Consider the following 23,422-nt stretch of genomic DNA (forward strand, 5'->3'; position numbering starts at 1 on the left):
TTGTTTCATGGCTAAACTATACCACCTCATGGGATAGAAAGAGAGAGATTGAAAATACTTCGGGGATTGACCCCTCGCATTTTCCGCTATCCCCCTACCCCTTACTTCGTTGAAGGGGTAGCCCCTCGCGATTCGGGTGGATTTTTTTGAGAGGTGATCAGTAGATTCCCACATTAAATGGCTAAACCCGCCCCTACATACAATTGACAGATGTTCCACCCATTATTAGTAATTACTCAGTTGCTGAGGATCGGGAGCAAAGGCTAACCAGAGAGGAAATTGCAGAATTGAAAGGCTAATCTGGTCTTCTGTTTCATCTACAATAATTAAAGGAAGTTGCTTCTGGGTCATTAAGCGATCGGCTTTTTGCACGAGGGCGGATGGTTCCTCAAATAAAACGACCCCCCGTTCTGGACCAAAATCACTGCGGGCAATACCCAGACAATCCTGCAATCCTCTGCGCCACTCTCCTAGCCGTTCAGGGGTATTGGCAAGAACCAAGGTTCGTAGTCTATCACCGTAAAGCGTCCGCATAACAGACATCACGGCGGAGGCGACCAAAATATTTTGCAAGCGGCTACCGATAGTGCGAATCGCCCCACGCCCCCCTTGACTAAAAAACCAATTGGACACTCGCTCCGCATGAATTGGCTCAAACGTGCGACGCAATTGCCAAGGCGGACCATAATAATCTGGCATTTTCCGGTATTGGTCAATAATGTCCCGAATTTGCTGGATCTGATCCTGAAACGCCTGTTCAGCAAATTTGGGTGTAGGAGAAGAAACTGGCGGCTGAGGTTCATCCATCCTAGGTTGGGAGAATTCTGCCGTCGGTTCGGCTAATTCTAACTCTTCCGCCGCTACAACCAAGTCTTGTAAACTGCCAACCAAATAGTCTTTAAAACCCTGCACCCGAATTGCCAATTCTTGAGATACCCCAGCAAATGTGGTTCGCATTTCCGTGCGAATGCGTTCTCGGCGGCGTTCTAGTTGCTCCACAGAAATTAAAAGGGCTTGCTTGCGCTGATCTAATTCGCTTAACCCCTCTTGGAGCATTTGTTGGATGGTGGCTTGGGTTTTGGTTAACTGGTCAGATAAAATCTGATTTTGGCTGGCTTGTAGCTGGGCAATTTTTTGCCTCAACTGTTGTTCTTGCGCCTCAAGATCCGCGATCGTTTGAGTTAAATTCGCGACGGTTTCCTGTTGGTTTCTTGATGGTGTCATCTGACTATCATCTGGCGCAGGTAAGTCTAAAGCATTTGAAGAGTCAGCTTGGGGTTGTGTCACGTCAGATTGGTTAGATGAATTAGTTAACGGCTCAGAGCGTTCTGTTTCGGGTTTTTGCTCTGGAGAGTCTTGATCAAATTCCTCAGAGATTGGTTGTTGTTCTAAATTGGATTCTTGGGTTTGTGGTTCGTCTGAATTCATTGAATAATTAATATCTGATAATGATTTACATTCCCAACCCCTAAATGGTGGGATTATTCTCAAGGGCGAGTTACCGGGCAAGAGAGCCTTTGTTACAAGGTGTTCTCAAGCCTAAACGTTAGATTTCTAGCAAGGCATATCGGAAAGTAGTCTCAACTCTGGGGACAGCGCTCCTCTAAGCAACGTTTAAGCTGTTTGGGATCAAATAAAATTGGCAAGAAGTGGATGCTATTCACTTCCTTAAAATAGAAAAGGATTGGAAACGATGACCAGAATATCCGCCAATTTGACCAGTCTTTATACGGAAAACGGCGAATTAAAGTCTGGGAACGATAGACATCCAATGCGGTTTCGGTAAATTGCAGACGGATGGTTACCGCTTGAATCATTAAAAATAACCCGAAAAGAGCAATGAGTAAACCGACCCAAATTTGGAGCAGCACAATCGGTATACTGCCCAGAACCAATACCAAAGGAATCGCGTAGCTAGGGGCAAGTTCGATGGTTTGGGTTGATGAAGATGAAGAAGTAGCAGAGGTCACTAGACTAAATTCCCGTTGTTTATCGACACAAATGATCTATTTTAATATACCTCTAACTACAGAACTGCACTGCCTGTGCCTTGGAACATCAGCCACGACAAAAAAAAGTTAGTGATGAAAATTGCCAGTAAAGCCGTGACGACTGCCGTTGTCGTGGATTGACCAACTCCTTTGGCTCCACCACTAGTGGTTAATCCCCAGCTACAGCCAATGACGGCTATCAGCATCCCAAATACAGCGGCTTTAATCATCGCCGTAAACAAATCCCAGATTCCCAGGAAATTCCGGGCGGAATCCAGAAAGACAGATTGAGGAATATTGTAAAGATTAACAGCAATCAATACGCCGCCCGTCATGCCGAGAATAATTGAGAGAATTGTCAATAACGGCAGCATTAGAATGCAGGCAATGACACGAGGGATGACCAAATAATCAATGGGATCGGTTTTGAGCATATAAAGTGCATCAATTTGTTCAGTCACGCGCATTGTGCCAATCTCAGCCGCAAATGCTGAACCCACTCGTCCGGCAATCACCACAGCCGTTAATACAGGCGCAAGTTCCCGGCTCAATGCCAGTGCCAAAACCCCTCCAATGGCTGTAGTTGCCCCAAAGTTAATAAATTCTCGCGTTACCTGAATTGTAAACACGGCACCGATAAAAGTAGCCGTGATCAGGGCAATGGTGAGTGAATCAGGACCAACAACTGCCATTTGCTCCAGGGTATTGCGTCGGTAGATTTTGCCACCGAGAAGATGAACGATGACTTGACCGCCTAATAAAATGGCAGCTAGCAAGCGCTGGAGCCACAATCCCAAGCTAGAGGAAGAGGTTTCATTCATTCATTCGTCATTTGTCATTTGTCATTTGTCATTTGCCCTTGTTCACTGTTCACTGTCCAAGGACTATCTGCTTTCATTTGATTCCACACGGAAACGTTCTACAGAATTGAGTAGATCTCGTGCCACACCAACTAAGTTTTGCAAGGCACTGGATACCCGTTGGGCTTCCTGAGAGGTTTCTTGGGCAGTTAGTTCAACCGATTGCATGACTTGGGCAACAGCACGGGATGTTTCGGTTTGTTCAACTGTATCCGCTTTAATTGCCCGCACCAAAGCATCAATGCGATTGGACACTTGGATAATATCTTCCAATGCTTGTTTGGCTTGCTCTGCCCGTTTGGTTCCATCAATAACCTGCTGGGTGCCTTCTTCCATCGCCGTCATTACCGACCCGGTTTCGCTTTGAATCTGCATGACGATTTGCTCAATTTCTTTGAGTGCCTTGGCTGAACGATCTGCCAGTTGCCGCACTTCATCGGCAACGACGGCAAACCCTCGACCTGCCTCTCCAGCTCGAGCTGCCTCGATACTGGCATTGAGAGCTAACAGGTTGGTTCGGGATGCAATTGTGGAAATTACGGCGACAATCTTGGAAATTTCCTGGGAAGATTCAGCCAATCGCTTGACTTTTCGGGTTGTTTCTGCTACAGTTTCCCGAATTTGCAAGATGCCTGCCACCGTATGTTCTACCGCGTGACCGCCTCTGTGGGCGACATCCGCAGCAGTGTGGGCAACTTCCTCGGCTTCCCGGGCGGCTTCAGCGACTCGCTGAATGGAGTCGGTCATCACCTGAACGGAGTTGAGGGTAACCGCTAGTTCCTCGGCTTGGCGCAAGGCGTCATTGGATAAACTGCCAGCAAATGCCGCGCTTTCAGTCGAACCCTTGGTCACTTTACGGGCGGCATCTTTTACTTGTTGAACGATTTCCCGCAGATTTTGAATGGTTAGGTTAAAGGAGTCAGCCACTGCTCCCAAAACGTCGGCTGTTACTTCAGCTTGTACCGTTAAGTCCCCGCGTGCAGCTCCTTCAACATCATCTAGCAATCGAATTACCTGGCGTTGCAGGTCTTCTTTGGCTTGCTCTTGTTCTTCGGCTTTGCGGGTGGCTTCGCTGGTGGTGGTTAGGATCACTCGCGCCATCTGGTTGAAACCTGAAGCCAGTTGACCGAGTTCTCCCTCGGAGTAGATCGGGACACTGACATTAAGATTTCCCTGAGCAACGGCATCAAACTGGGTTTGTAAATCCACTGTGACTTGTTGAATCTGGCGAGTGGTGATCCGACCCAGAAACAGGGTAATGCCAAAACTAGCCGCAAATGCTGCACCACTGGCTAAAGCATGGGCAAATTTGAGATTCGCGATCGCGGCGGGTTGAGCTTGCCCTTGGGGTACTGAACTTCGCGCAGCAATACTTTGTGCCGAAAAACTGACTAAGGCAACGACAAAAGCGGAGGCAATCCCAGCCGCAAACGACATAATCCACTGTTTATGATGGAGGGAGGCATTTTCAAAGGGAGCCAGCCACCCTTGATCAACATTAACGATAGGTTCATGTCCCCCCTCTTTGGCTTGACTAAAAACTGGGAGTTGTTCAGTTGAGCTACCAATACTGAAAATTTCTTCATCACTATCAACTGAGCGATATTCCTGAGCCGATTGCTGGTGAGCAGCTACACTATCTCGGACGGCATCGCCATTTTCCCTAACTCCCTCACTTTCGCCACCTGTTGGTATGACTCCGCTGTTACTTAAAACATCAAAATCTGATTCACTCGCGCCCGAGTCAGCTAATTCATCCTGATCGTCTATGGCGAAATCGGGAAGAGAGCCTAAATCATCTTCAAATACATCAAAAGCGTCTAAAAAGTCTTTGTCCGTTTCAAGTTCTGAGAAGTTCTCAGCCTCAGCCTCAGCCACTTCATCCATCGTGAATGAGTCATTGCTGAAAGCATCGTCAAAGCTCTCAAAGTCGAAGTGCTCATCGGGAGCGTTAAATCCATTTTGATCGAAGTCTGATTCATCCTGAGTGTACTCCTGGCTTTCAAATGCTTCAATCGCCTCATCTGTTTCCTCAGCCGAATAGTCAAACTCATCGGTATCCGTTGGTAAACTTGCGCCCAACTCCCCTGAATTCATCAGTAGGGTTTCGTCTTCATAAACGGGGTGGTCTTCATATGACTCGTCAATCGATTCATCATGCCAACCCTCCATTTCCTGATCAACGTCCGATAAGTCTTCATCGAAATGGGATTCTGACTCATAAGAGGGTGGATTCTGCTCCTCAGCATTTTCAAATTCAGGGGCACTACCGGGAGGCATGACAAATGTTGCTGCCGTATCATCCTCAGACTCCGCTGAAAAGTCCTCAAAGTGATCCTGATAATCTGCCTCGCTAAAGGGGGTATCATTTAAATCAAAATCACTCGCTCCTTCCTCATAATTTTCTGGGTAATTTGCCTCGCTAAAGGGGGTGTCATTTAGATCAAAATCACTCGCTCCTTCCTCATAATTTTCTGGGTAATTTGCCTCGCTAAAGGGGGTGTCATTTAGATCAAAATCACTCGCTCCTTCCTCATAATCTTCATAGTCTACCTCAGCAAAGGGGTTGTCATTTAGATCAAAATCACTCGATGACTCATAAAGATTGTCAACATCACCACTCTCTTCGTCTAAACCGCGCAAGGCAAATGGATTGGATTCATCTACAGAACTTGGCTCATCCGTCGTCTCTGATTCAATAGCTGAACTATCCAGGGGTTCGGCAAAGGGCGAAGATGAGGTTGAGTCAAAATCATCCCCTAGTCCCGCTTCATCTAAATCTAAAGCCCCTAAATCGAAATCCTCAGACTCATCAATTTCTTCCGAGTCTTGCCAGGTTTCTAATGTAGGTATCTCATTCAAATCATCGGTTTCATCAATATCGTGGAAATTGTTATCGAAGTCCTCTGTGGATGGGGGTGAATCGACAGAATCGAATTCGCTGGACAATTGATTAGCATCTTCTAGACCTTTATGGGCATATTCGATAAAATCAGGTTCAGACGTTAAATTAAGAACTTGCTCATAGTGTTCCCGTGCTTGCTCGTACTGCTGTAGACCATAGCAACAGATATGACCCTTAAGTAACAAAGCACTTGGATCATCGGGATACTCTTCAATCAACCGACTAATAAGATCGGCAGCTTCTTGGTATTTACCTTGTGCATAAGCCGTTTGTGCGTGTGTATATTCCTGAACGTAATCTGTACTTGATGCCATTGACCTCCTCCCTTTGCTCACCAGGAAAAAGTAACAAACAAAAGGTTGCTCTCTTTTTCCTTTCTTTTACTGTTCATTCATGCTGCCCACCGCGCTGCTCGTAGAATTGCCACCTGATCGAGAAGTCGTAAAAATTGATTAGATTCTGGATCTAATAACCACTCTCCTTTTAAAAAAGGTGCCATCGTATCCGGAACATTCATTGCCATTTGTAATTGCTCCACATCTAACCAATCCATGTCCACAATTCGCTCCACGGCTAAACCAAGCATTGTATCTTGATCTTCGATGGCAATGACGGGAATTTCTGATCGGTCTGTATTCACAGGGATCGGCTCTCCCAGAAATTGACCCAGATCACCAACCCAGATAACCCGACCTCGCATATTGATCGTCCCCAATAATAAGGGGGAAGCATTAGGGATGGGGGTGATCTGGTTGGGAGATGGCTCAAGCACTTCTTTAATCCCAGTCGCTGGCAAAGCAAATTCCATACCAGAAGGGACGTAAAATCGCAAGTGTAATTCACCCTCAGGACTTTCTAGTTCTTGCAATTCTGGGGCTTGATCTTGACCAGTATCTGTTAAAAAATCCGGATTTCCAACCATTCGCAGCTAGAGTCTTAACTATATTTATGACCTGAGTAGCTGTTTGACTGTGCCAATCAACTCGGTGGGCTGAAAGGGCTTAGCGATGTAAGCATCTGCCCCTTGCTTCATGCCCCAATATCGATCAAATTCTTCGCCTTTTGAAGAACACATGACCACGGGTACATTTTGGGTTTTGGGATCAGCCTTTAAACGACGACAGACCTCGTACCCATTCATACGAGGCATAACAATATCCAATACCACTACATCAGGACGAGACTGCAGAATATGTTCTAAGGCTTCTACTCCATCACTTGCCACAGAGACCGTCAACCCACTGCCTTTGAGGAGGTCTGAGATCATCTGTCGCTGTGCCAAACTGTCTTCTACAACCAAAACTGTACTCATAACCCCCTACCTGACTTGCCAATAAGCGCACGAATTTTGAACGTGAACTGAGCTGTATCGTTGAGCTATACCCTTAAACATAGATAGAGTAATGATTAATGTATCCTTTATGGTAGCTTCATCCTGAACTGATCCCTTTCTCTATTGTGACAGGCTTAACTGCGAAATGGAGCTAGGGCGCATCGCTGTATGAGTCTATGAGGTGATTGTAGCGGAAGAATTACCTTCCTGCGTGTTACATGATGATCACTGTTGTTAAGCCGATGCTGATTTAGTAATATCGGTTGCCTTGACCTCCTCCTCTAGGACTTGGCGGGAACTATCGAAATTCATTTTTTCCGGATCTCCCGGACCTACGTATTTCTCCAATAACATCAACAGCTCACTAGCTCCAAACGGTTTAGTCAAATAGTCCGTTGAGCCTACCATGCGAGCTCTCACACGGTCAATAAAGCCATCTTTGCCCGTCAGCATAATGATTGGAGTTTGTCGAAATGTCGTCGATTGTCGCAACATGCCACACAGTTCATATCCATCGAGTTGGGGCATGACTAAATCACAGAGAATTAGAGCCGGTTTGATTTGGAAGAGTAAGCTGAGAGCTTTGAGGGGATTTTGAATTGCCGTTACTTCATATCCTTGGGCTTGCAGCATATACTCGACGGTTTTGCCCACTGCCTTGTCATCATCAATACAGACTACAGAAGGTGCATGATCTGCACGGGTGGATTCCCAAGGTTGTCGAACGGCGAGGGTTTGTTGAGGTGCTGACGTCAGCAATTGAATCCAACCCCGTTGGATATAGGGGTAAATGGCTCGGGTGACAGTCAGGATGTCACGATTGAGATAGCGAGCCATCTGTCGCAGAGAATTTTTGCCATTCGCCCACCGTTTGAGGGTTCTAAATGCATTCTCCGGTAATGCTGCCTTTAATTTCGTTTCATCCGTAATCAGTGGGCATTGATTAGGGGATTGGATATGGGGATGAAACTGCTTCCACTCCTGGACTTGCTTCATAATCTTGGTCACTAGGGGGGCAATTTCTAAGGTGGTGAGTTGGGGCGCTAAGGCTGGATCAACCTCGAAGACAAAATATCCATTGTGGAGGCTCAACAGGTCAAATAGGGTTTCATGTACCATACTGTGGAGAATGCTGCGCCCTTGAGCTGGCGTGATAATATGGTTTTCTAGCAACGCCCAAAGATAGCCATATTCGGGAGCATTGGTCGAAGCAATCGACGGTTCTTCGATGTCATCCAAAGCTGCTTCAGCTCGATAGCGACGCAGGTAATCGCGCAGTCGTGACAAACTGTGATCACTGTTTGCCGCATAAGCAATTTGTCCGTTGAGAAAAAAAACAAACCAAAATGGTCCAGGGCAACGGGGTGGGGTCGCGAGGTGAGAGCGTCCCTGGATAAATTTATGAGTCAAATCACTACCAGAGTTATGGGTGTGGAAGCTTTGCGCCTCAACTAAAAGTTCTCCTGTGCGCTGACCCAGTTCGATCAGTTGCAGGATACTGCGGATATCAATTTCATTTAACGTTCCCTGCATTTTAAGGAAAATGTACTCCTAAAACCTTGCGTTCAATGCTGAGGCGCGAATGGTCTGTTGGGTTACCAAGTTGCCTGCCATCTTAACCTCAACCCCAACTTGATGCTTTACCACCACCGCTGACTGACCCTGTTAAGATAACATCCAATTAGGTTGGAATGGATCGTTTAACGGATGTGTTTCAACAGAGCAATTTAAACTTTAATTTTAACTTTGCTCAAGAGAGCCATTGGAATTTATAGAAGAAGAGTCAATCAAAACCTCCATGTATTCAGTATAATTGAGGACTCGACTTGCTGTAACACCTCCTGATCAGGCGGATTGGACGGCGGTGAGCGATCGCTGGCGTTAATCACCAATTAGCAGGGTTGGCTAGAATACAGGGACAAGGCAATGGCTTCAGGAGACGAATTAGCTAAATTCAACAAAACAATGCAGCTTGTCCAACGAGGGGTCTCTTAAGCCAAGGCTAAGCATACTCCTAAAACAGTAACCAGAAAACAGCAATCGAGTTATTGAAGCTAAAATTTTATAGCCAATGGAGTAGGATCGAGCAAAAAGCTGGTGTCTGTACCAGCCAAGGACTTATAATCTCTTATAGAAATTCATAACTAATTGTAATACAGCCAAAGTCATGCATCGAGAATGGCTTCGTTCAATAAACTTCAACTACCCCGCGCTACTGACATAGAGCGCGAAGATGGTGAGGAATAGGGGTTCAATCAGCTAAGGCTACTCTGTTCCTAGCTTACCTAAACTTGCCCTTTAAGAAGGGTTGAGTTGGAGATATAGCACTACGCACTAAGGTTAGGACAAATGAAGAAAAATTCAAATCGCTCAATCCCTTGTCAGGTAAGCTTTTGTCTTCACTATTGCAAGAAAGCCTATTGCCTATTCCCTCCCCGCGTAGCGCTATATGTAGCATTTCTCGATCTGTCAGGACTATCCGGTGGTAGCTTAGATTCAGGACAATAATCCAAGACACGGCTACCTCTGTCACTTTCTAAAAGCTAGCATTGTAGACAAAGCTGCTCGGTCTATAAATCAGGGTTAGCTCTGAGAACATCAGGAGCAGTGCGACCAGCAACCCAATCAACTAAGATTTAGTTCAGGTTGGCTTAGTCAAGAATTGGGTACAAGACAAGTAAAGAGGACGATCAGTGTGCTGTATCTAGCAGAAGTCAAAAAGCAGAAAACTGGCCCTTTTGGCGGCAGTAAGACCGAACTCAAACTGCTGGCTTGTCAGCGGAATGATCAGAGTTGGAGCGCTGTCCCAGGTGATGAAATCATCCCAGGAGACGAAGCCGGTGGTATGAGCGATGGGGCTTTGGCAATTGTCAATGTCAGTAACAATCGGATTCAAGGCGAAGTTGAGCCAGCCGGGACGAGACTGGCGAGCATCTTACAAAATTTTTCGCGTCTGTTGGACAAGGCGAAAAGTCAAGAAGAAGAAATTGAACAGTGGAAGCAGTCCTTGACGTATCAAAGTCAAGAACTCAACCGCCGCGAGATGGAAATGGAAGCGCGGTTGGAACAGATGCAAGCCATGGAGGAAGAGGTTGAACAAATCGATCAGCAGCGTCAAGACTTAGAAAGTACGAAAGAGGAAACTGAACGCCTCAGAGAGGAGTTTGATCGAAAACAACAGGAACTTGAAGGCGCTTGGGAACATCTGCGCGGTGAACAGCGGCGTTGGGATGAGCAAAAAGAACAGCTGCAACAAACTTCGGGTTTAAGTGAGGACGATGTTGCGGCGATGCAGGAGTTGCTCGATCGCCTATCGACGGCTGTCGCTCCTACAGATACTGTGCGGGAACAGTTGAATCAAGCGTTTGACATCATTGATCAACAGCAGTCAGAACTAGATAGTGACTGGCAAAAACTAGACAATCAGCGCCAACAAGCAGAGCAACGCCAAACCGAAATTGACGAGCAAGCTGAGGACATTCACCAGCGTAAGCAAGAGTTAGAGCAGGTTCAAACCTCTTATGAAGAGGCACAAGCGGAATTGAAGGTGCAGCGGAATGCCTTGGAGATGAAGCAGGAATCTGTACATCTACTCAGCCTGCAACTTCAAACTCATCAAGAGTTACATCAAGAACTTGCTCGTTTAGCGACCAGTTCAGCCGATGTCAAAATTAGTCAAGAGGTTGACATTCAAGCGCTGGAAAATATGCCCCTAGGTGAACTCCAGGAAATCGTGCAAAATTTACAGCAAGATTTGGAGAGAGTGGTGCGCTTTGTCAACGACCAGGAAGAGGAACTCACATTCCAGCGCCAAGCGGTTGAAGAACTGCAAGATAAAATTAATAATGCGAGTGAGTACGATCGCATTAGTTTGGAAAGTGAGCTAGCCGACGAGCAAGACCGCTACCAAATGTTGGATGAAACCCTCGTCGGTCAACGCCGCAACCTGCGGGAGAGGGAAGAGATTTTAAATCAGCATAATCGAGTTTTACGCCGTCGCCAGGGAATTAGTGAAGGGGGTAGCACCGATACCCATAAAATCGACCTCGGTCCTGTCTTAAACCAGCTCGAGGAACAGCGACAACAGCAGGAAAGCGAACTGGAAAAACTGGAAAACCAAGTTGACCAAATGCGCCAAAGCATTAGCCAAGCCGAGGAAATGCTGACTCAGCAAGAAAGTGAGCAAGAAACTCAACGCTCTGAGTTACAAAACTTGGAAGAAAACTGGCACTCGATGAAACAGGAAGTCGCTGAACTGTGGAGTCAAGTAAATCTGTATCAAGAACTCTTACCGCCCAAGCAAGAGGCTCTGAATCAAATTCGCCAAATCCTCGACGCGATTGCCCAAGCCCTGAATCAAATTCAGGAAGTTGGCGATTATCAACTCCAAGCCATTTCCGAAATGCGGCAAACGGTTGATAGCATGGTGGAATCACCTGAACTGGCGGCTTCCTAGAGCTGAGGGTGTCGGGTGTCGGGAATGTAGGGAAAGCGTGACAGCTTAGTCCCCTTGGCTATTTCGCCAAATAATCCAATCCCCTTCGACTTGAGCGCTTGCCCCTCCGGGAAAGGATGAGGTGCGAGAGCGATTGGGCGCCTCAATTAAAGCCGTAATCGCTTCAATTTGCTCAAAATTGGTAGCTGTCGGTTGGACAATCGTCAGAAACTGCCGAATCGCACGACGTTGTAGGGCGAGATCAGCTTGTCGTAAGATTAAACGATTAAGTTTGAGCGTCGTAGTGGGTTCATTCTCACTCATAGAACCCATGGCTTGCTCTCGTAGCGATCGCGCCGCTGTCTCTAGATACTCCACATCAGCGCGTAACAGTTCCGCTGTATGACCCAGAGCCGTTTCCACCCTCGGATTAAAATGAGTTTTTAGATAAGGCAGTACCTCTTGGCGAATGCGATTGCGAGCATAGCGGAGGTCTTGATTATAGGCATCCAACCAAACCGGGAGGTGCTGTTGCTCCACAAACTCCCCCGTTTCTCTACGGGTAACCTCTAGCAACGGGCGTACTAGCTGTACCCCGGCTACCAGAGGACGTTGCCAGGTCAGGGATTGGAGACCATCAACCCCCGTCCCTCGAATCAGATTATACAAAACCGTTTCCGCGCGATCGCTCTGGGTGTGAGCCGTGACTACATATTGATATTGATAGGTTTGGGCAATCTTACCGAGTGCCTGATAACGCCATTGTCGAGCCGCTCCCTCACTTGTAGTCACTTGATCCGCAATTTCCAGATAAAAAGGAATCGCCCAACTCTGAGCCACTTGTTCAATGTGATCTGCTAGCCCCTTGTCGGCGGGCCAACGGTGATCACAATGCGCGATCGCTAATTGCCATTTCCACTTCGGCTGCAAATCTAAAAGCAGTTTCATTAAACAGAGGGAATCTTGTCCCCCCGATACCGCCACCAAAACAGGGCGACTTGGCGCTAATAGCTGCCTTTGCTGTAGCGTTTGATGAAGACGGGCGTGAAGTAGCGTCCAATCTGAACGTTGAGACATTCGTCATTTGTCATTCGTCATTCGTGAGCGAATAGAGAAAAGGGTGGTGTAGAGTTTTGAGCTAAAATCATAACGGCTCCATCGTCCCCAGCTCCCCCCGCTTCCCCCGCTTCCTCAACTTCCCCAGCTTCCCCAACTCCCCCTGCTTCCTCATTTCCACCAACCTACTGAACGTTACTGATTACTTTGCCAACCTTCTTGACTCATTTCTTGCCAAACATCATCGAGAAGGGAGTCTGTCTCATTGTCCTCCTCTTCCTCTTCCTCTAAGGAGGAAAAATCACCTAAATCAAACTCATCTTCATCACTAGCAGAGGTTTCATCAAAATCGAGTTCCTTATCACTTTCTGTGGAAATCGATCCCAAATCTAGCAACTCCTCGTCGTTGCTGGTGCTTTCCTCTTCCATCTCCAACTCTTCTTCGATGCTGCTGGAGAGTTCATCAAATTCATCATCAAAGCTAGCTGATGTATCTTCCTCCTCAGCAGAGAGTTCCTCTAAATCACTCTCAAAGCTGACAGGTGACTCTTGCTCTTCCTCAACAGAGAGTTCATCGAAGTCACTCTCAAAGCTGACGGGTAACTCTTCCTCCTCACTAGGAGACATTTCATCGAAATCACTCTCAAAGCTGACAAGTGGCTCTTCCTCCTCACCGGGAGACATTTCATCGAAATCACTCTCAAAGCTGATGGATGGCTCTTCCTCCTCCTCGGTAGAGAGTTCATCGAAGTCGCTTTCAAAGGTAACAGGTGGCTCCTCTTCTTCTAGCCCCTCCATGGAAAAGCTTGTCCCCTCATCCATGAAGTCACCGAGGCTGTCTTGCTGTTGATCCTCAGCAGATAATTCATACTCATGATCCGCCTCATCCAGACTCATCGACGGCTGTTCTACATCAAAGTCCTCATCCATGCTGATTGAGGACTCTTCCTCAGCCAAATCATCCTCAGTCTCAGTGTCTCCACTGACGGGTGCTACTGGTGTTTCATCCTCAGCCACCTGAGGACAAAATTCCAGATTGATTCTCACCTTGCCTTTTTGCCAGCCACCAGAACTAAATCGCAAGACTTCACAGGAGATACCCTCCTCACTAAACCAGGCATTTTTGTCTTGAGTCCATTCGCTCAATCCATGCTCAAGCTGCGTTTTGATCGCGTCCGCCAATTCGCTTACTCGAAAGGTACGATGCCCAATTAAGATTTGCGCTGATTCGTCAACGGATAAGACTTCACCACTAGCGAGTGGCTCAAACTGATTATCTACGCCCATTTTCCCCGATTAACGTTCTACTTGTGTGCTTAATGATTTACAAATTGGGTCATGCGCTGGATCATCCAGGAGTAAGCGATTTGGTCGTCGCGTTGATTAATCCTGGAATACCTAGAAGAACCAGCCGTAGGAATGCAATCCTTTACCCAATAGATTCACCCCAAGATAACAAATCCAGACTACAACAAATCCTGTTGCCGCTAAAATTGCTGGTCGGCGTCCTTGCCACCCTCGGGTAATGCGAGCATGAAGGTAAGCGGCAAAGACTAGCCAGGTAATTAATGCCCAGGTTTCTTTTGGGTCCCAACTCCAATAGGAACCCCATGCCTCATTTGCCCAAACTGCACCCGCAATAATGCCAATCGTCAGCAACGGAAATCCTAGCCCGATAATCCGATAGCTAATATTATCTAACGTATCTGCTAAGTTGAGGCGTTGGGGAGAAAGGGTGGGAAGGCTAGCCAATTCAGGTGTAGAGGTAACAGCATCCAGAACGGCTGTACTTGTCGAACCTGACGTGTCTTGCCAACTCATCGCCATTGGCCCATTATCACCACTACCCTGGGGCTGAAGGTTATCCTGATTCCGTTTAAGCTGATAGGACGCCGTCCCCGTTGATTCCGGTTTACGGCGGAAGCCACCTGTACCCACGGAACTCCCTCGCAGTTCAACATTTTGACCCCGAGTCACGACTAAAAAGGCGATCGCTAATAGTGATCCCACCATTAATGTGGCGTAACTGAGCATCATCACGCTGACGTGCATCATCAACCAGTTGGATTTCAACGCCGGAACTAACGGTTCCGCCTGTTGCATATCAGATGGTAGTGACAGGGCGGCAAAGGCGGTAATTCCCATGGCAACTGGAGATGTAACCACGCCCACCCAACGACTCGCGCTCATTTTTTCCGCCACCAGATGCATCGCGGTGATGCCCCAGGCTAAGAAAAAGAGCGATTCATAGAGATTGCTTAAGGGAAAATACCCCGCACTCAGCCAACGGGCACCGAGTAAGGCGGCGATACAGAGGTTGGCGATAATCATACCCGTTCCGCCCAAGGTGGGCAGATAGGGGATGTTCTTGAAGGCTGCACCAACCCAATACAGGAGCATGGTGACTAGGAGAACTGCAAATGAAATATTATCTAAGCTGTTTTGGAGTGAAACTAGATCCATAAATACGCTTCTCGACTTAATCGTTTAGAAATGAAATGCCGCGCTTATATTATCCTATCGGGATTGTTGCCCTTGACGAGAGGCGAAAAAGATAATGATAACGATTTTTTGGATTATTAGTCATTTGTCATTTGTCAGGGAATGGGGAATGGGGAATGGGGAATAGGCTGTCATGCATTTAAATTGGGAATGGGTAGCGAGCAAGATGCTCGCACTACCTCGCACTACAAGGATGAGAGCCATTATTGACATTAAGGTTTAAATGCCGAACAGCTTAGGCAATAGGGAACAGGTAAGGTAGAGTTTTGAGTTAACTTCCTCATCTCCCCCATCTCCCCCGAATCAAGGGGAGGGTATCGGAGAAGAAGGAACCGGAACTGGATTGGACGGTAGTATCGTTTTTAGCTTGACAAATAAGTCAAAGCGTGTATTTCGCTGATCTTCTACGGCTGTCGTCAAACCGATCGCGCGGATTGCCTGCATCATCTGATCAAGTTGAGAGGGAAGTTGAGGCAAATTTAAATTATCTCGATTTAAGAGACGCTCAACCTCAATGAAAACTTGACCATTGTGGGGACTGGGTTTGGTGGGTACGATTTGCTGAAACAGTGGTGTTTGAGTCAAGGGGGCTTGGGGTTGAGGAACAATGGCATCAGCAATGGGTGCGCCGAAGGTGAGAAATGCGATATTTCCTTCTAACCAGCCGTGGGTAGCGGTAATGCCTCCTAGGGGAGATGTCCACCGTACCACTGGTTGATTATTAAGTTGGGTGTTTTCCACCGTCAACTGATAGCGAGTTTCCATCACTTGATCAAGCTGCTGGAATGCTTTTTCTGTAGCCGCGCGATCGCTCGATAGAATCATGACGGTGATACCTGCGCCTAGCATGGGTTGCGGCTGGTTTTCTGGGGGTGTGAGCAAATCCTCAGTCGCGGGGATGAGGGCGATTACCCATTCACCTGCCATCCAGGGTAATAAATCCTCTTGTACATCTACGCCCAGAGTTGTCTGTATCCCGGCACTCAGATTCGCTGGGGGAATGGGGATCAGGGGATTAGAGGGGGCGTTTTGGGCGTAACTATTCCACAATTGGGCGAAATTACTACCACTCAGCATTAATCGGGTATTGGCAGGGAGGCGTCTGGGTAAACGACTACTGGTATTTTCAATAGGATAGGCGTTTTGGCTATTCGGTTTCAGCCAAGACATGCCGCGAAAACGTATCCCATCCGACTCCAAGGAAATACTCGTCACCAGCCCTTGCTGGGGTTGCCTTTGAGCCAGTTGTTCCGGCGGGAGCGATCGCGTGGAGTTGGCGGCAGCGGTGGCGGTGAACGCAGGTAGGTTTAAGTACACTTGAGCAAACGCCTGGGTGGTGTCAATTGTAGCTAAAGCCTCAATATATCCCGGCGTAGATGCCACAGATGTCACCCCTTTATAGGTGTCAATCACCTGTTCCATGGTTTGGGGATTTGACGTAACCACGACAAACCGTTCCAAAACAGTAACCGAATAGTTTTGGCTATTGGGCTTTTGAGTTTCGCGAATCTGAACCCCGCGATAGGTTCTCTCGCCAAACTGAGTCACTTTCTGAGACGTGGTTTTAGCCACAATTTCTTTAGCGTGGGCAGGGTTATCAATCGGTAAGATGATTAAGTCGGGGAGTTTGATAAACGGTAGCGTGACAGGGGACGTTTGCTCCGGTTCCGTTTCTGGTGCAGATGTACTATCCCCCTGATAGGCAATCATCACCGTTTCATCCAACCACGGCTGGATATCATCCTCGTAGTCGTAGCCGTTGTCTGTTAGCAGATTTTTCTCAAGCTGGGCGAGTTGTCTGACTAACGCCGCTAGAGTGTTGGGTGTGCCATATCGCTGCAATTGTCGCCATTTACTGCTGTCTGTAGACACTAAGGCTGTGATCAGGGTATCTTGAGGAACGAGTTTTGCCCCCACTGGTGCTTTTGCCAGCCAGAGATTGTGTTGTACGAACAGAGAATAGGCGATGACACTCCCACTCATCAGGATAACAATTAGGGCTAATGTTACCCGTAGAACCAGTTTATTTTTTCTCAGCATGAATATTCGTTATTTGTCATTTGTCATTCGTCTTATGTCATTGGTAAAGAGATAAATATAAAGGCTTGGATTTTATGCAGCAAGCCCTAAATAAATTAATCGTATTAGTAGCGAGCAAGATGCTTGCATTATAATAATTTCGCTGGGATTGACAATAACCTTTAAATTACGAACGTTTATCGGGTTCAACTGTTCCCTACAGCCCATGAGTGTCAACTTAAGTCGAATGCCACTGACTGGTATGCTGATGGGTTGAGCGAAGTCGAAACCCACGATGGCGGCGTGGCACAGCTAAAATTGTGGATTAGATTTGACCATTGAATCGGGCGCAAGTCTTTGCGCCCCTACGGTTTCGGGTCTCCCATTCTAATTCATCAAATAAGGTGTGCCACGCCACTACGATCTATCAAAGGTTTCGGCGATTCCCTAATGCTTATTTCAGTGCCATTCAACTTATAGCGCTACGCGCCAGGGAATAGGCAATAGTGTCTTATGCAATAGTGAAGAAAAACTCTTAATCATCAAGGGATTGAGCGATTTGAATTTTTCTTTTATGTCCTAACTAGAGTGCGTAGTGCTATAAGTCCCAGCTCCCCCCGCTCCCCTTGCCATTCAGCTTAAGTTGACACGAATGTTTAATACTCCGGTACGGACGGATCAATTTCCCGACTCCAAGCGGTAATGCCTCCTTTGACATTGATCCCTTCAATTCCGGATTCTTTGAGAATACCCAAGGCTTTAGCCGAACGTCCTCCCATTTTACAATGGGCAATTAAGCGGTGACCATTTAGGAGTTGCTTAACTTTTTCGACACCTGAACCCTGTTCAATATCCGGTAATGGGACTAAAACAGCACCGGGAATTTTAGCAATCTCGTATTCATTGGGATTGCGGACATCAACGAGGACAAAATCATTGGTGTCACTATCCAACAATTGCTTGAGTTCTTGAACGGTCATTTCTTGAATTGCCATTAACCGTTGCGCCTCCTGTTCTTTGGCTTGGGGAATGCCACAGAATTGTTCGTAGTCTACTAATTTTTCGATAACGGGGCGTACTGGATTGGGTCGCAGTTTCAGTTCCCGGAATTTCATATCCAGGGCATTGTACAGTAACAACCGTCCGCTGAGGGTTGTCCCCTTACCCAGGATAATTTTAACGGCTTCCGTAGCTTGGATGAGTCCAATAATTCCGGGCAAAATGCCTAAAACGCCACCTTCAGCACAGGAGGGAACCATTCCGGGAGGTGGGGGTTCGGGGAACAAGTCCCGGTAATTGGGTCCATCTTCGTAGTTAAAGACGCTGGCTTGTCCTTCAAACCGCAGGATGGAACCGTAGACATTAGGTTTACCCAGGATTACACAGGCGTCATTGACGAGGTAACGGGTGGGAAAGTTATCGGTTCCATCGACAACCACATCGTAGGGTTTCACGATATCCAGCGCATTCTCGGATGTCAGGCGGGTTTCGTAGAGATCAACTTGACAATAGGGGTTAATTTCTAGAATCCGGGTTTTTGCCGATTGAATTTTCGGTTTCCCTACCCAGGATGTCCCGTGAATTACCTGACGTTGCAGGTTGGAACTATCGACGATATCAAAATCTACGATTCCGATACGTCCAATCCCGGCGGCGGCTAAGTACAGTAAGAGGGGTGAACCGAGTCCTCCGGTACCGATACAGAGAACACTCGCCGCTTTGAGGCGTTTTTGTCCCTCTAGTCCAACTTCCGGCAAGATTAGGTGTCGAGAATATCGTTCGTATTCTTCTTTGGTTAGTTGGATTTCTTCCAGATTGGGATTTAACATGGCAATTTGGTAAGATTAGCGATCAGTGATTGGGGAAGTTTTGACCCTGCACTTGGTTCGAGGGCATGGCGCGTGACCCTTAGCTTCGTTCAAGGGCATGGCATGGTGCGTGAGTTAACCTCCCCAGCTTACTCAGCTTCCCCAGCTCCCAGACGCGCCATAGCACGTCTCTACATTGCTCCCTCAGCTCCCCCTTTCCCCGGTTCCTTTACCGTGATAATTTCTTCAGGCTGAAACTGGTGATGGGGATCAAGAGTCCAGCTTCTCAGGTCAGAAGCTATACCCTGTTGAACGGAAATTATAATATACGAATAACGCTGCCATGCGATCGCCCGATCAAATTCTGAGGGAATGGCTGGATGGTCAGGATGAGAGTGATAGATCCCAATGATATCTAATTCGCGATCGCGTGAGAGCTTCTGAACCTTCAACATCACCTCTGGGGCAATGCTAAACTGATTCCGTTTCGTCCCTGACTGACGGGGTGAACCGTTTACCCCTTGAAAGGCTTCCGCCGCCTGAGTATCCCAAGCGTTTTTTGTGGGGATGATTTCCACTAGGGTTTTTACTTCTCCCTTAATATGACCTAATAACAAACCACAACATTCTTCTGGGTAGGTGTTTTCGGCGTGAGTTTGCATCGCCTGAATCTGAGCAGGGTTAACGTTGACGATATTGGTTGGGGAATGATCTGAGTTTGACATCAATCTCAGGGAATGGGGAACAAGTATAATCTACTGGTTTTTAAAAAGGAGGAAGCCAAAGGATGCTTCGCTTTTTTTGGACGGGAGAGGGGAGCAAGAGAGTCCGGTTCCCCTTCTCCCCACGGTGGGAGAAGGGGTTAGGGGATGAGGGGGAAAATGTCAAGAAGTAGATAGCCCCAGTTTAAAACCTTGCCAGCATTGACTTTCACCTTAAGTTGACACCAATGACCCTAATCCATCGTGGTGGAGGATGCTTAGAGCGTCGTGGCACAGATTCCCCACACCCTACACCCCTTAATCGGTGACTTCTCTCAACTATAATCAGGATTCAGGCGATCGCTATTTTCTCAACTCTGATGACTCAATCTGATTATCCCCGCGCCAATACCCTGAAATCTGCGTTTAAAGCCTGTGACTTAGCGCCCTTGGAACCCGCAGAAATGGAGCGCTATTATGTCGATTTATCCCCGGTGCGTAAATCCTCTGCTGTTGAGAGTGTTAGCACTATCTTGGACTTCCAGGAACCTGGAGAAAATACCACGATTCTGTTCACTGGACATCGTGGCTGTGGCAAAAGTACGGAATTGAAACGGATTCAACAGCGCTGGCGGGATGATTATTATGTCATCTATCTGGAAGTTAATGAGGAAACCGATATTAATGATGTTCGCTACACGGATTTATATTTAATTGTGATTAAGCAAGTCGAATTTGAACTCCGCAAACACGGCTTGTCTTTTGATGCTCAACTCCTCCAGCAATTTGAAGCTTGGTTTAAGGATGTCACCCAAGAAACCGAGGAAACGGTAGAAAAATCGGTCAGTATTACTGGAGAAGCTAGCTTAGGTGCTGGTGCGCCCTTTATTGCTAAACTCTTGGTTAAGTTGCTGGCGCAAATCAAAGGCTCAAATAAGCAGAAAAAGACGATTCGTCAAACCTTGGAGAAGGATTTATCCCGACTCAAGGCGGATGTTAATCTGTTATTGGGAAATGCTTATATCAAACTGCGCCAAAAGTTCCCCGACTATAAAGGGTTACTGATTATTTTTGATAACCTGGATCGGATTCCCGTAGAGGTGGCTGACCATTTATTTCTCGATTATGCCACCCAGTTACAAGACCTGAATTGTACCCTAATTTATACCGTCCCGATTTCTGTGCTGTGTTCCCCGAAAAACCCGCTTAAACAATGGGATAGTGACCCCCATATTGTCCCCATGGTGACGATTTATGAATTTGAACGGGAACGCTGTGATTTGGACTATAAACCCGCCGGATTAGAGGCGATGGCGGGATTAATTGAAAAGCGGGTTCAGGTGGAGGATGTGTTTGAATCTCGCCAGGTGTTGTTAGAGATGGCTAAAGCCAGTGGGGGTCATGTGCGCCAACTGATGCAGATGATGCGAACGGCTTGTCGTACTGCCAGTACCCGGAAACATGAGACGATTAATGGTGAGGATGTTACCTATGCAATTAAGCAACAACAGTTTGGGTTTGAACGGTTTATTCCGGATGAGCATTATCCGCTATTGGCTCACGTTTGCCTGACTAAAAACGTCAGTAAAGATGAGTTGGGTCAATTGATGCTCTTTAATGTATCCGTTCTAGAATATAACGGCGACAAACGCTGGAATTATCCTAATCCTGTGGTGAAGCAAAATGAATTCTTCCAAAAAGCCCTCGCCGCTATCCAATCCGGGCAGACAGTATGAGGAAATCGGACAGTTTTTGGCACGGAATCAAGCCGAGTTTGCCGAACTGCTGACGTTTATTGACTTTGCTGAAGACTTTACTCTGGGGTTTATTGAGGTGAATTTTCCCCCAGATCAGGATCTGCTGATTGAAGCCTTAACCCGCCATGAGGATTGTCAGGGGATTCAGTGGGTGATTCTGGAATTTGCTGATCCGAATTTGCGCTTTCTCCGAGATGAATTGGTGCAAGAGTTAGATAAGATTCAGCCGGAAGCGGATAAAAAGAGAGTAGTGATAATTAAGGGATTAGCCAAGTCGATTGGTGTGTTTGGTGAGCATCCGCCGGTGTTAGTGGATCTGAACTTTGTCCGTGATGCCTATAAACGCACGGTTCCCTATCCCTTACTGTTTATTCTGCCTGATTATGCGATTACTCGGTTAGCTAAATTTGCCCCGGATTTTTGGGCGTGGACATCGGGCGTTTTTCGGTTTAAAACATCTCCCCAGATGCAGGAGATGGCTATAGAACGGGCGTTTCAGCCAGCAGAGTCATTCCCTCGAATCGCCACACCAGAACAACAAGAACGAGTGGAATTACTTGAGCGTCTGTTGATGGATTATCAGCCCACGGGAGAACAGGCAACGGGGGAAAATCTGCAGCATTATACGGAGATTTTAGAACAGTTGGGTAAGGCATATCTGACTCAGCGGAAACCTGAAAAAGCTAGGGAGTATTTAGAGGCGGCGCTGAAGTTGGCGCTTCGACTTCGCTCAGCGTCAACTCTTTGCTCAACGTCAACACCAAGCGAAACCGAGGTGTCAACACCGAGCGAAGCCGAGGTGTCAACACCGAGCGAAGCCGAGGTGTTGAAGCCGGATGATTTAGGGTTTCAAGTCAGGATTTTTAATCAGTTAGGTAGGAGTTATCAGCAGCAACGGCAATTTGATAGAGCGATTGAGTATTATCAGCAGTCGTTAACGCTATCCCAAAAAGTAGAGAATCGGCACAGTGAAGCTACAGAATTATTGAATTTGGGTACTGTTTACCAAGACTTGAGACAATTTAAACAAGCCGAATCGTTCTATCAGGACTGTTTAGAGATTGTTCAAGAGTTTGATGATCGCTATTCTCAAGCTAGCACCTATCACAATTTAGGAATGCTTGCCAAAGACTTACGGGAGTATGAGCAGGCAAGGCAATACTATCACCAATCTCTGGATATTTACATTGAATTTAGCGATCGCTACTCTCAAGCTAACACCTATCATAATTTAGGAAATGTTGCTCTAGAGTTACGGGAGTATGAGATTGCAAAGCAATACTATCAGCAAGCTCTGGATATTTTTATTGAATTTAGCGATCGCTACTCTCAAGCTAGCACCTATCACCAGTTAGGAATGGTTGCCGAAGAGTTACGGGAGTATGAGCAGGCAAGGCAATACTATCAGCAGGCTCTGGATATTAAGATTGAATTTAGCGATCGCTACTCTCAAGCTCGCACCTATCACCAGTTAGGAAATGTTGCCCAAGAGTTAAGGGAGTATGAGCAGGCATTGCAATACTATCAGCAAGCTCTGGATATTAAGATTGAATTTGGCGATCGCTATAATCAAGCAAAAACCTATCACGATTTAGGATGGGTTGCTCAAGAGTTACGGGAGTATGAGCAGGCAAGGCAATACTATCAGCAGGCTCTGGATATTTTTATTGAATTTAGCGATCGCTATTCTCAAGCTCGCACTTATGGACAATTAGGATTACTGGCAGAAGCCCAGGAAAACTACGCCGAAGCGAGGGAGAATTTACAGACAGCCTTAGACATATTCCTAGAGTATCAGGATGACTATTTGGCTGGTGTAACGCGAGAAAACTTAGAACGAATATCACAGAATTAAGGCTGGTGGGTTTCGACTTCGCTCAACCCACTCAACTTCGCTCAACCCACTCAACTTCGCTCAACCCACTCAACTTCGCTCAACCCACGATAGCGGCGTAGCACACCTTAATGGGTTGATTAGCATTGTAGGGGCGCACGCCGTGCCTTTGGTGTCAACTGAAAGCGAAAACTAATGCTGATAAGGTTTTAAGTAGGGTT

At 46.9% G+C, this 23,422-nt stretch carries 16 protein-coding genes; 3 read left to right on the forward strand and 13 right to left on the reverse strand.

What is annotated here, in order from left to right; all coding sequences use genetic code 11:
* Window positions 1-225: 225 nt before the first annotated feature.
* The 7 genes from RH949_RS22040 to RH949_RS22070 form a co-directional block, all read right to left on the reverse strand.
* Complete coding sequence (locus tag RH949_RS22040) at window positions 226-1,428, reverse strand: DUF3086 domain-containing protein (protein ID WP_006099967.1); 1,203 nt, start codon at window positions 1,426-1,428, stop codon at window positions 226-228.
* 152 nt (window positions 1,429-1,580) lie between these two features.
* Window positions 1,581-1,970: a DUF3119 family protein gene (locus RH949_RS22045; RefSeq protein WP_006099780.1), complete on the reverse strand. Its 390-nt coding sequence runs from the start codon at window positions 1,968-1,970 to the stop codon at window positions 1,581-1,583.
* Window positions 1,971-2,026: 56 nt separating this feature from the next.
* Window positions 2,027-2,812, reverse strand: a complete 786-nt coding sequence (locus RH949_RS22050; RefSeq protein ID WP_006099676.1) for an MlaE family lipid ABC transporter permease subunit — start codon at window positions 2,810-2,812, stop codon at window positions 2,027-2,029.
* Window positions 2,813-2,875: 63 nt separating this feature from the next.
* Window positions 2,876-6,070, reverse strand: a complete 3,195-nt coding sequence (locus tag RH949_RS22055) for a methyl-accepting chemotaxis protein (protein WP_446356149.1) — start codon at window positions 6,068-6,070, stop codon at window positions 2,876-2,878.
* A gap of 77 nt (window positions 6,071-6,147) precedes the next feature.
* Entirely contained in the window at window positions 6,148-6,678 is a 531-nt protein-coding gene (locus RH949_RS22060; protein WP_006099833.1) for a chemotaxis protein CheW, read from the reverse strand.
* A 24-nt stretch (window positions 6,679-6,702) separates the two neighbouring features.
* A complete protein-coding gene (locus RH949_RS22065) occupies window positions 6,703-7,068 on the reverse strand; it encodes a response regulator transcription factor (RefSeq protein ID WP_006099778.1) in 366 nt (121 codons plus the stop codon).
* A gap of 255 nt (window positions 7,069-7,323) precedes the next feature.
* Window positions 7,324-8,622 (reverse strand): response regulator, encoded by a 1,299-nt coding sequence (locus RH949_RS22070; protein WP_006099631.1) that lies wholly within the window; start codon window positions 8,620-8,622, stop codon window positions 7,324-7,326.
* Between the two features lie 1,162 nt (window positions 8,623-9,784).
* Here RH949_RS22070 and hmpF point away from each other — a divergent pair.
* Complete coding sequence (hmpF, locus tag RH949_RS22075; protein ID WP_446356152.1) at window positions 9,785-11,545, forward strand: pilus motility taxis protein HmpF; 1,761 nt, start codon at window positions 9,785-9,787, stop codon at window positions 11,543-11,545.
* Window positions 11,546-11,590: 45 nt separating this feature from the next.
* Here the strand turns inward: hmpF and tilS are convergent, their stop codons facing one another.
* The 6 genes from tilS to RH949_RS22105 all read right to left on the reverse strand — a co-directional run bounded on the left by tilS (window position 11,591) and on the right by RH949_RS22105 (window position 19,634).
* Window positions 11,591-12,601, reverse strand: coding sequence for a tRNA lysidine(34) synthetase TilS (gene tilS, locus RH949_RS22080; RefSeq protein ID WP_446356154.1), 1,011 nt, complete (start codon window positions 12,599-12,601; stop codon window positions 11,591-11,593).
* Window positions 12,602-12,775: 174 nt separating this feature from the next.
* Window positions 12,776-13,867 carry a KGK domain-containing protein gene (locus tag RH949_RS22085; protein ID WP_446356156.1) on the reverse strand — a complete coding sequence of 364 codons (1,092 nt, stop codon included), beginning with the start codon at window positions 13,865-13,867 and terminating at the stop codon, window positions 12,776-12,778.
* Between the two features lie 111 nt (window positions 13,868-13,978).
* Window positions 13,979-15,043: a c-type cytochrome biogenesis protein CcsB gene (gene ccsB, locus RH949_RS22090; RefSeq protein ID WP_006099717.1), complete on the reverse strand. Its 1,065-nt coding sequence runs from the start codon at window positions 15,041-15,043 to the stop codon at window positions 13,979-13,981.
* A gap of 342 nt (window positions 15,044-15,385) precedes the next feature.
* Window positions 15,386-17,122 carry a DUF3352 domain-containing protein gene (locus RH949_RS22095; RefSeq protein WP_446356158.1) on the reverse strand — a complete coding sequence of 579 codons (1,737 nt, stop codon included), beginning with the start codon at window positions 17,120-17,122 and terminating at the stop codon, window positions 15,386-15,388.
* Window positions 17,123-17,757: 635 nt separating this feature from the next.
* A complete protein-coding gene (gene moeB, locus RH949_RS22100; RefSeq protein ID WP_446356160.1) occupies window positions 17,758-18,930 on the reverse strand; it encodes a molybdopterin-synthase adenylyltransferase MoeB in 1,173 nt (390 codons plus the stop codon).
* A 170-nt stretch (window positions 18,931-19,100) separates the two neighbouring features.
* Window positions 19,101-19,634 (reverse strand): Mov34/MPN/PAD-1 family protein, encoded by a 534-nt coding sequence (locus RH949_RS22105; RefSeq protein WP_446356162.1) that lies wholly within the window; start codon window positions 19,632-19,634, stop codon window positions 19,101-19,103.
* 356 nt (window positions 19,635-19,990) lie between these two features.
* On the opposite strand from RH949_RS22105, the gene RH949_RS22110 reads away from it, so the two are divergent.
* The gene (locus RH949_RS22110) at window positions 19,991-21,346 is read left to right on the forward strand and encodes a P-loop NTPase fold protein (protein WP_446356164.1); all 1,356 of its coding nucleotides are present in this window, start codon (window positions 19,991-19,993) and stop codon (window positions 21,344-21,346) included.
* On the forward strand, window positions 21,294-23,222 hold the full coding sequence (locus RH949_RS22115) for a tetratricopeptide repeat protein (RefSeq protein WP_446356166.1): 1,929 nt from the start codon (window positions 21,294-21,296) through the stop codon (window positions 23,220-23,222). The genes RH949_RS22110 and RH949_RS22115 overlap by 53 nt, the downstream gene beginning before the upstream one ends.
* The last annotated feature ends 200 nt before the right edge of the window (window positions 23,223-23,422 follow it).

The organism is Coleofasciculus sp. A1-SPW-01 (genome assembly GCF_040217205.1).
GTDB classification, from domain to species: domain Bacteria; phylum Cyanobacteriota; class Cyanobacteriia; order Cyanobacteriales; family Coleofasciculaceae; genus Coleofasciculus; species Coleofasciculus chthonoplastes_A.

Bases quoted from the DNA above. Each gene is read 5' to 3' on its own strand.
- RH949_RS22105 (WP_446356162.1), bottom strand. From the start codon at position 19,634: ATGTCAAACTCAGATCATTCCCCAACCAATATCGTCAACGTTAACCCT.
- RH949_RS22085 (WP_446356156.1), bottom strand. From the start codon at position 13,867: ATGGGCGTAGATAATCAGTTTGAGCCACTCGCTAGTGGTGAAGTCTTA.
- RH949_RS22065 (WP_006099778.1), bottom strand. From the start codon at position 7,068: ATGAGTACAGTTTTGGTTGTAGAAGACAGTTTGGCACAGCGACAGATG.
- RH949_RS22070 (WP_006099631.1), bottom strand. From the start codon at position 8,622: ATGCAGGGAACGTTAAATGAAATTGATATCCGCAGTATCCTGCAACTG.
- RH949_RS22095 (WP_446356158.1), bottom strand. From the start codon at position 17,122: ATGCTGAGAAAAAATAAACTGGTTCTACGGGTAACATTAGCCCTAATT.
- RH949_RS22050 (WP_006099676.1), bottom strand. From the start codon at position 2,812: ATGAATGAAACCTCTTCCTCTAGCTTGGGATTGTGGCTCCAGCGCTTG.
- RH949_RS22055 (WP_446356149.1), bottom strand. From the start codon at position 6,070: ATGGCATCAAGTACAGATTACGTTCAGGAATATACACACGCACAAACG.
- moeB (WP_446356160.1), bottom strand. From the start codon at position 18,930: ATGTTAAATCCCAATCTGGAAGAAATCCAACTAACCAAAGAAGAATAC.
- RH949_RS22115 (WP_446356166.1), top strand. From the start codon at position 21,294: ATGAATTCTTCCAAAAAGCCCTCGCCGCTATCCAATCCGGGCAGACAG.
- RH949_RS22060 (WP_006099833.1), bottom strand. From the start codon at position 6,678: ATGGTTGGAAATCCGGATTTTTTAACAGATACTGGTCAAGATCAAGCC.
- ccsB (WP_006099717.1), bottom strand. From the start codon at position 15,043: ATGGATCTAGTTTCACTCCAAAACAGCTTAGATAATATTTCATTTGCA.
- tilS (WP_446356154.1), bottom strand. From the start codon at position 12,601: ATGTCTCAACGTTCAGATTGGACGCTACTTCACGCCCGTCTTCATCAA.
- RH949_RS22110 (WP_446356164.1), top strand. From the start codon at position 19,991: ATGACTCAATCTGATTATCCCCGCGCCAATACCCTGAAATCTGCGTTT.
- RH949_RS22040 (WP_006099967.1), bottom strand. From the start codon at position 1,428: ATGAATTCAGACGAACCACAAACCCAAGAATCCAATTTAGAACAACAA.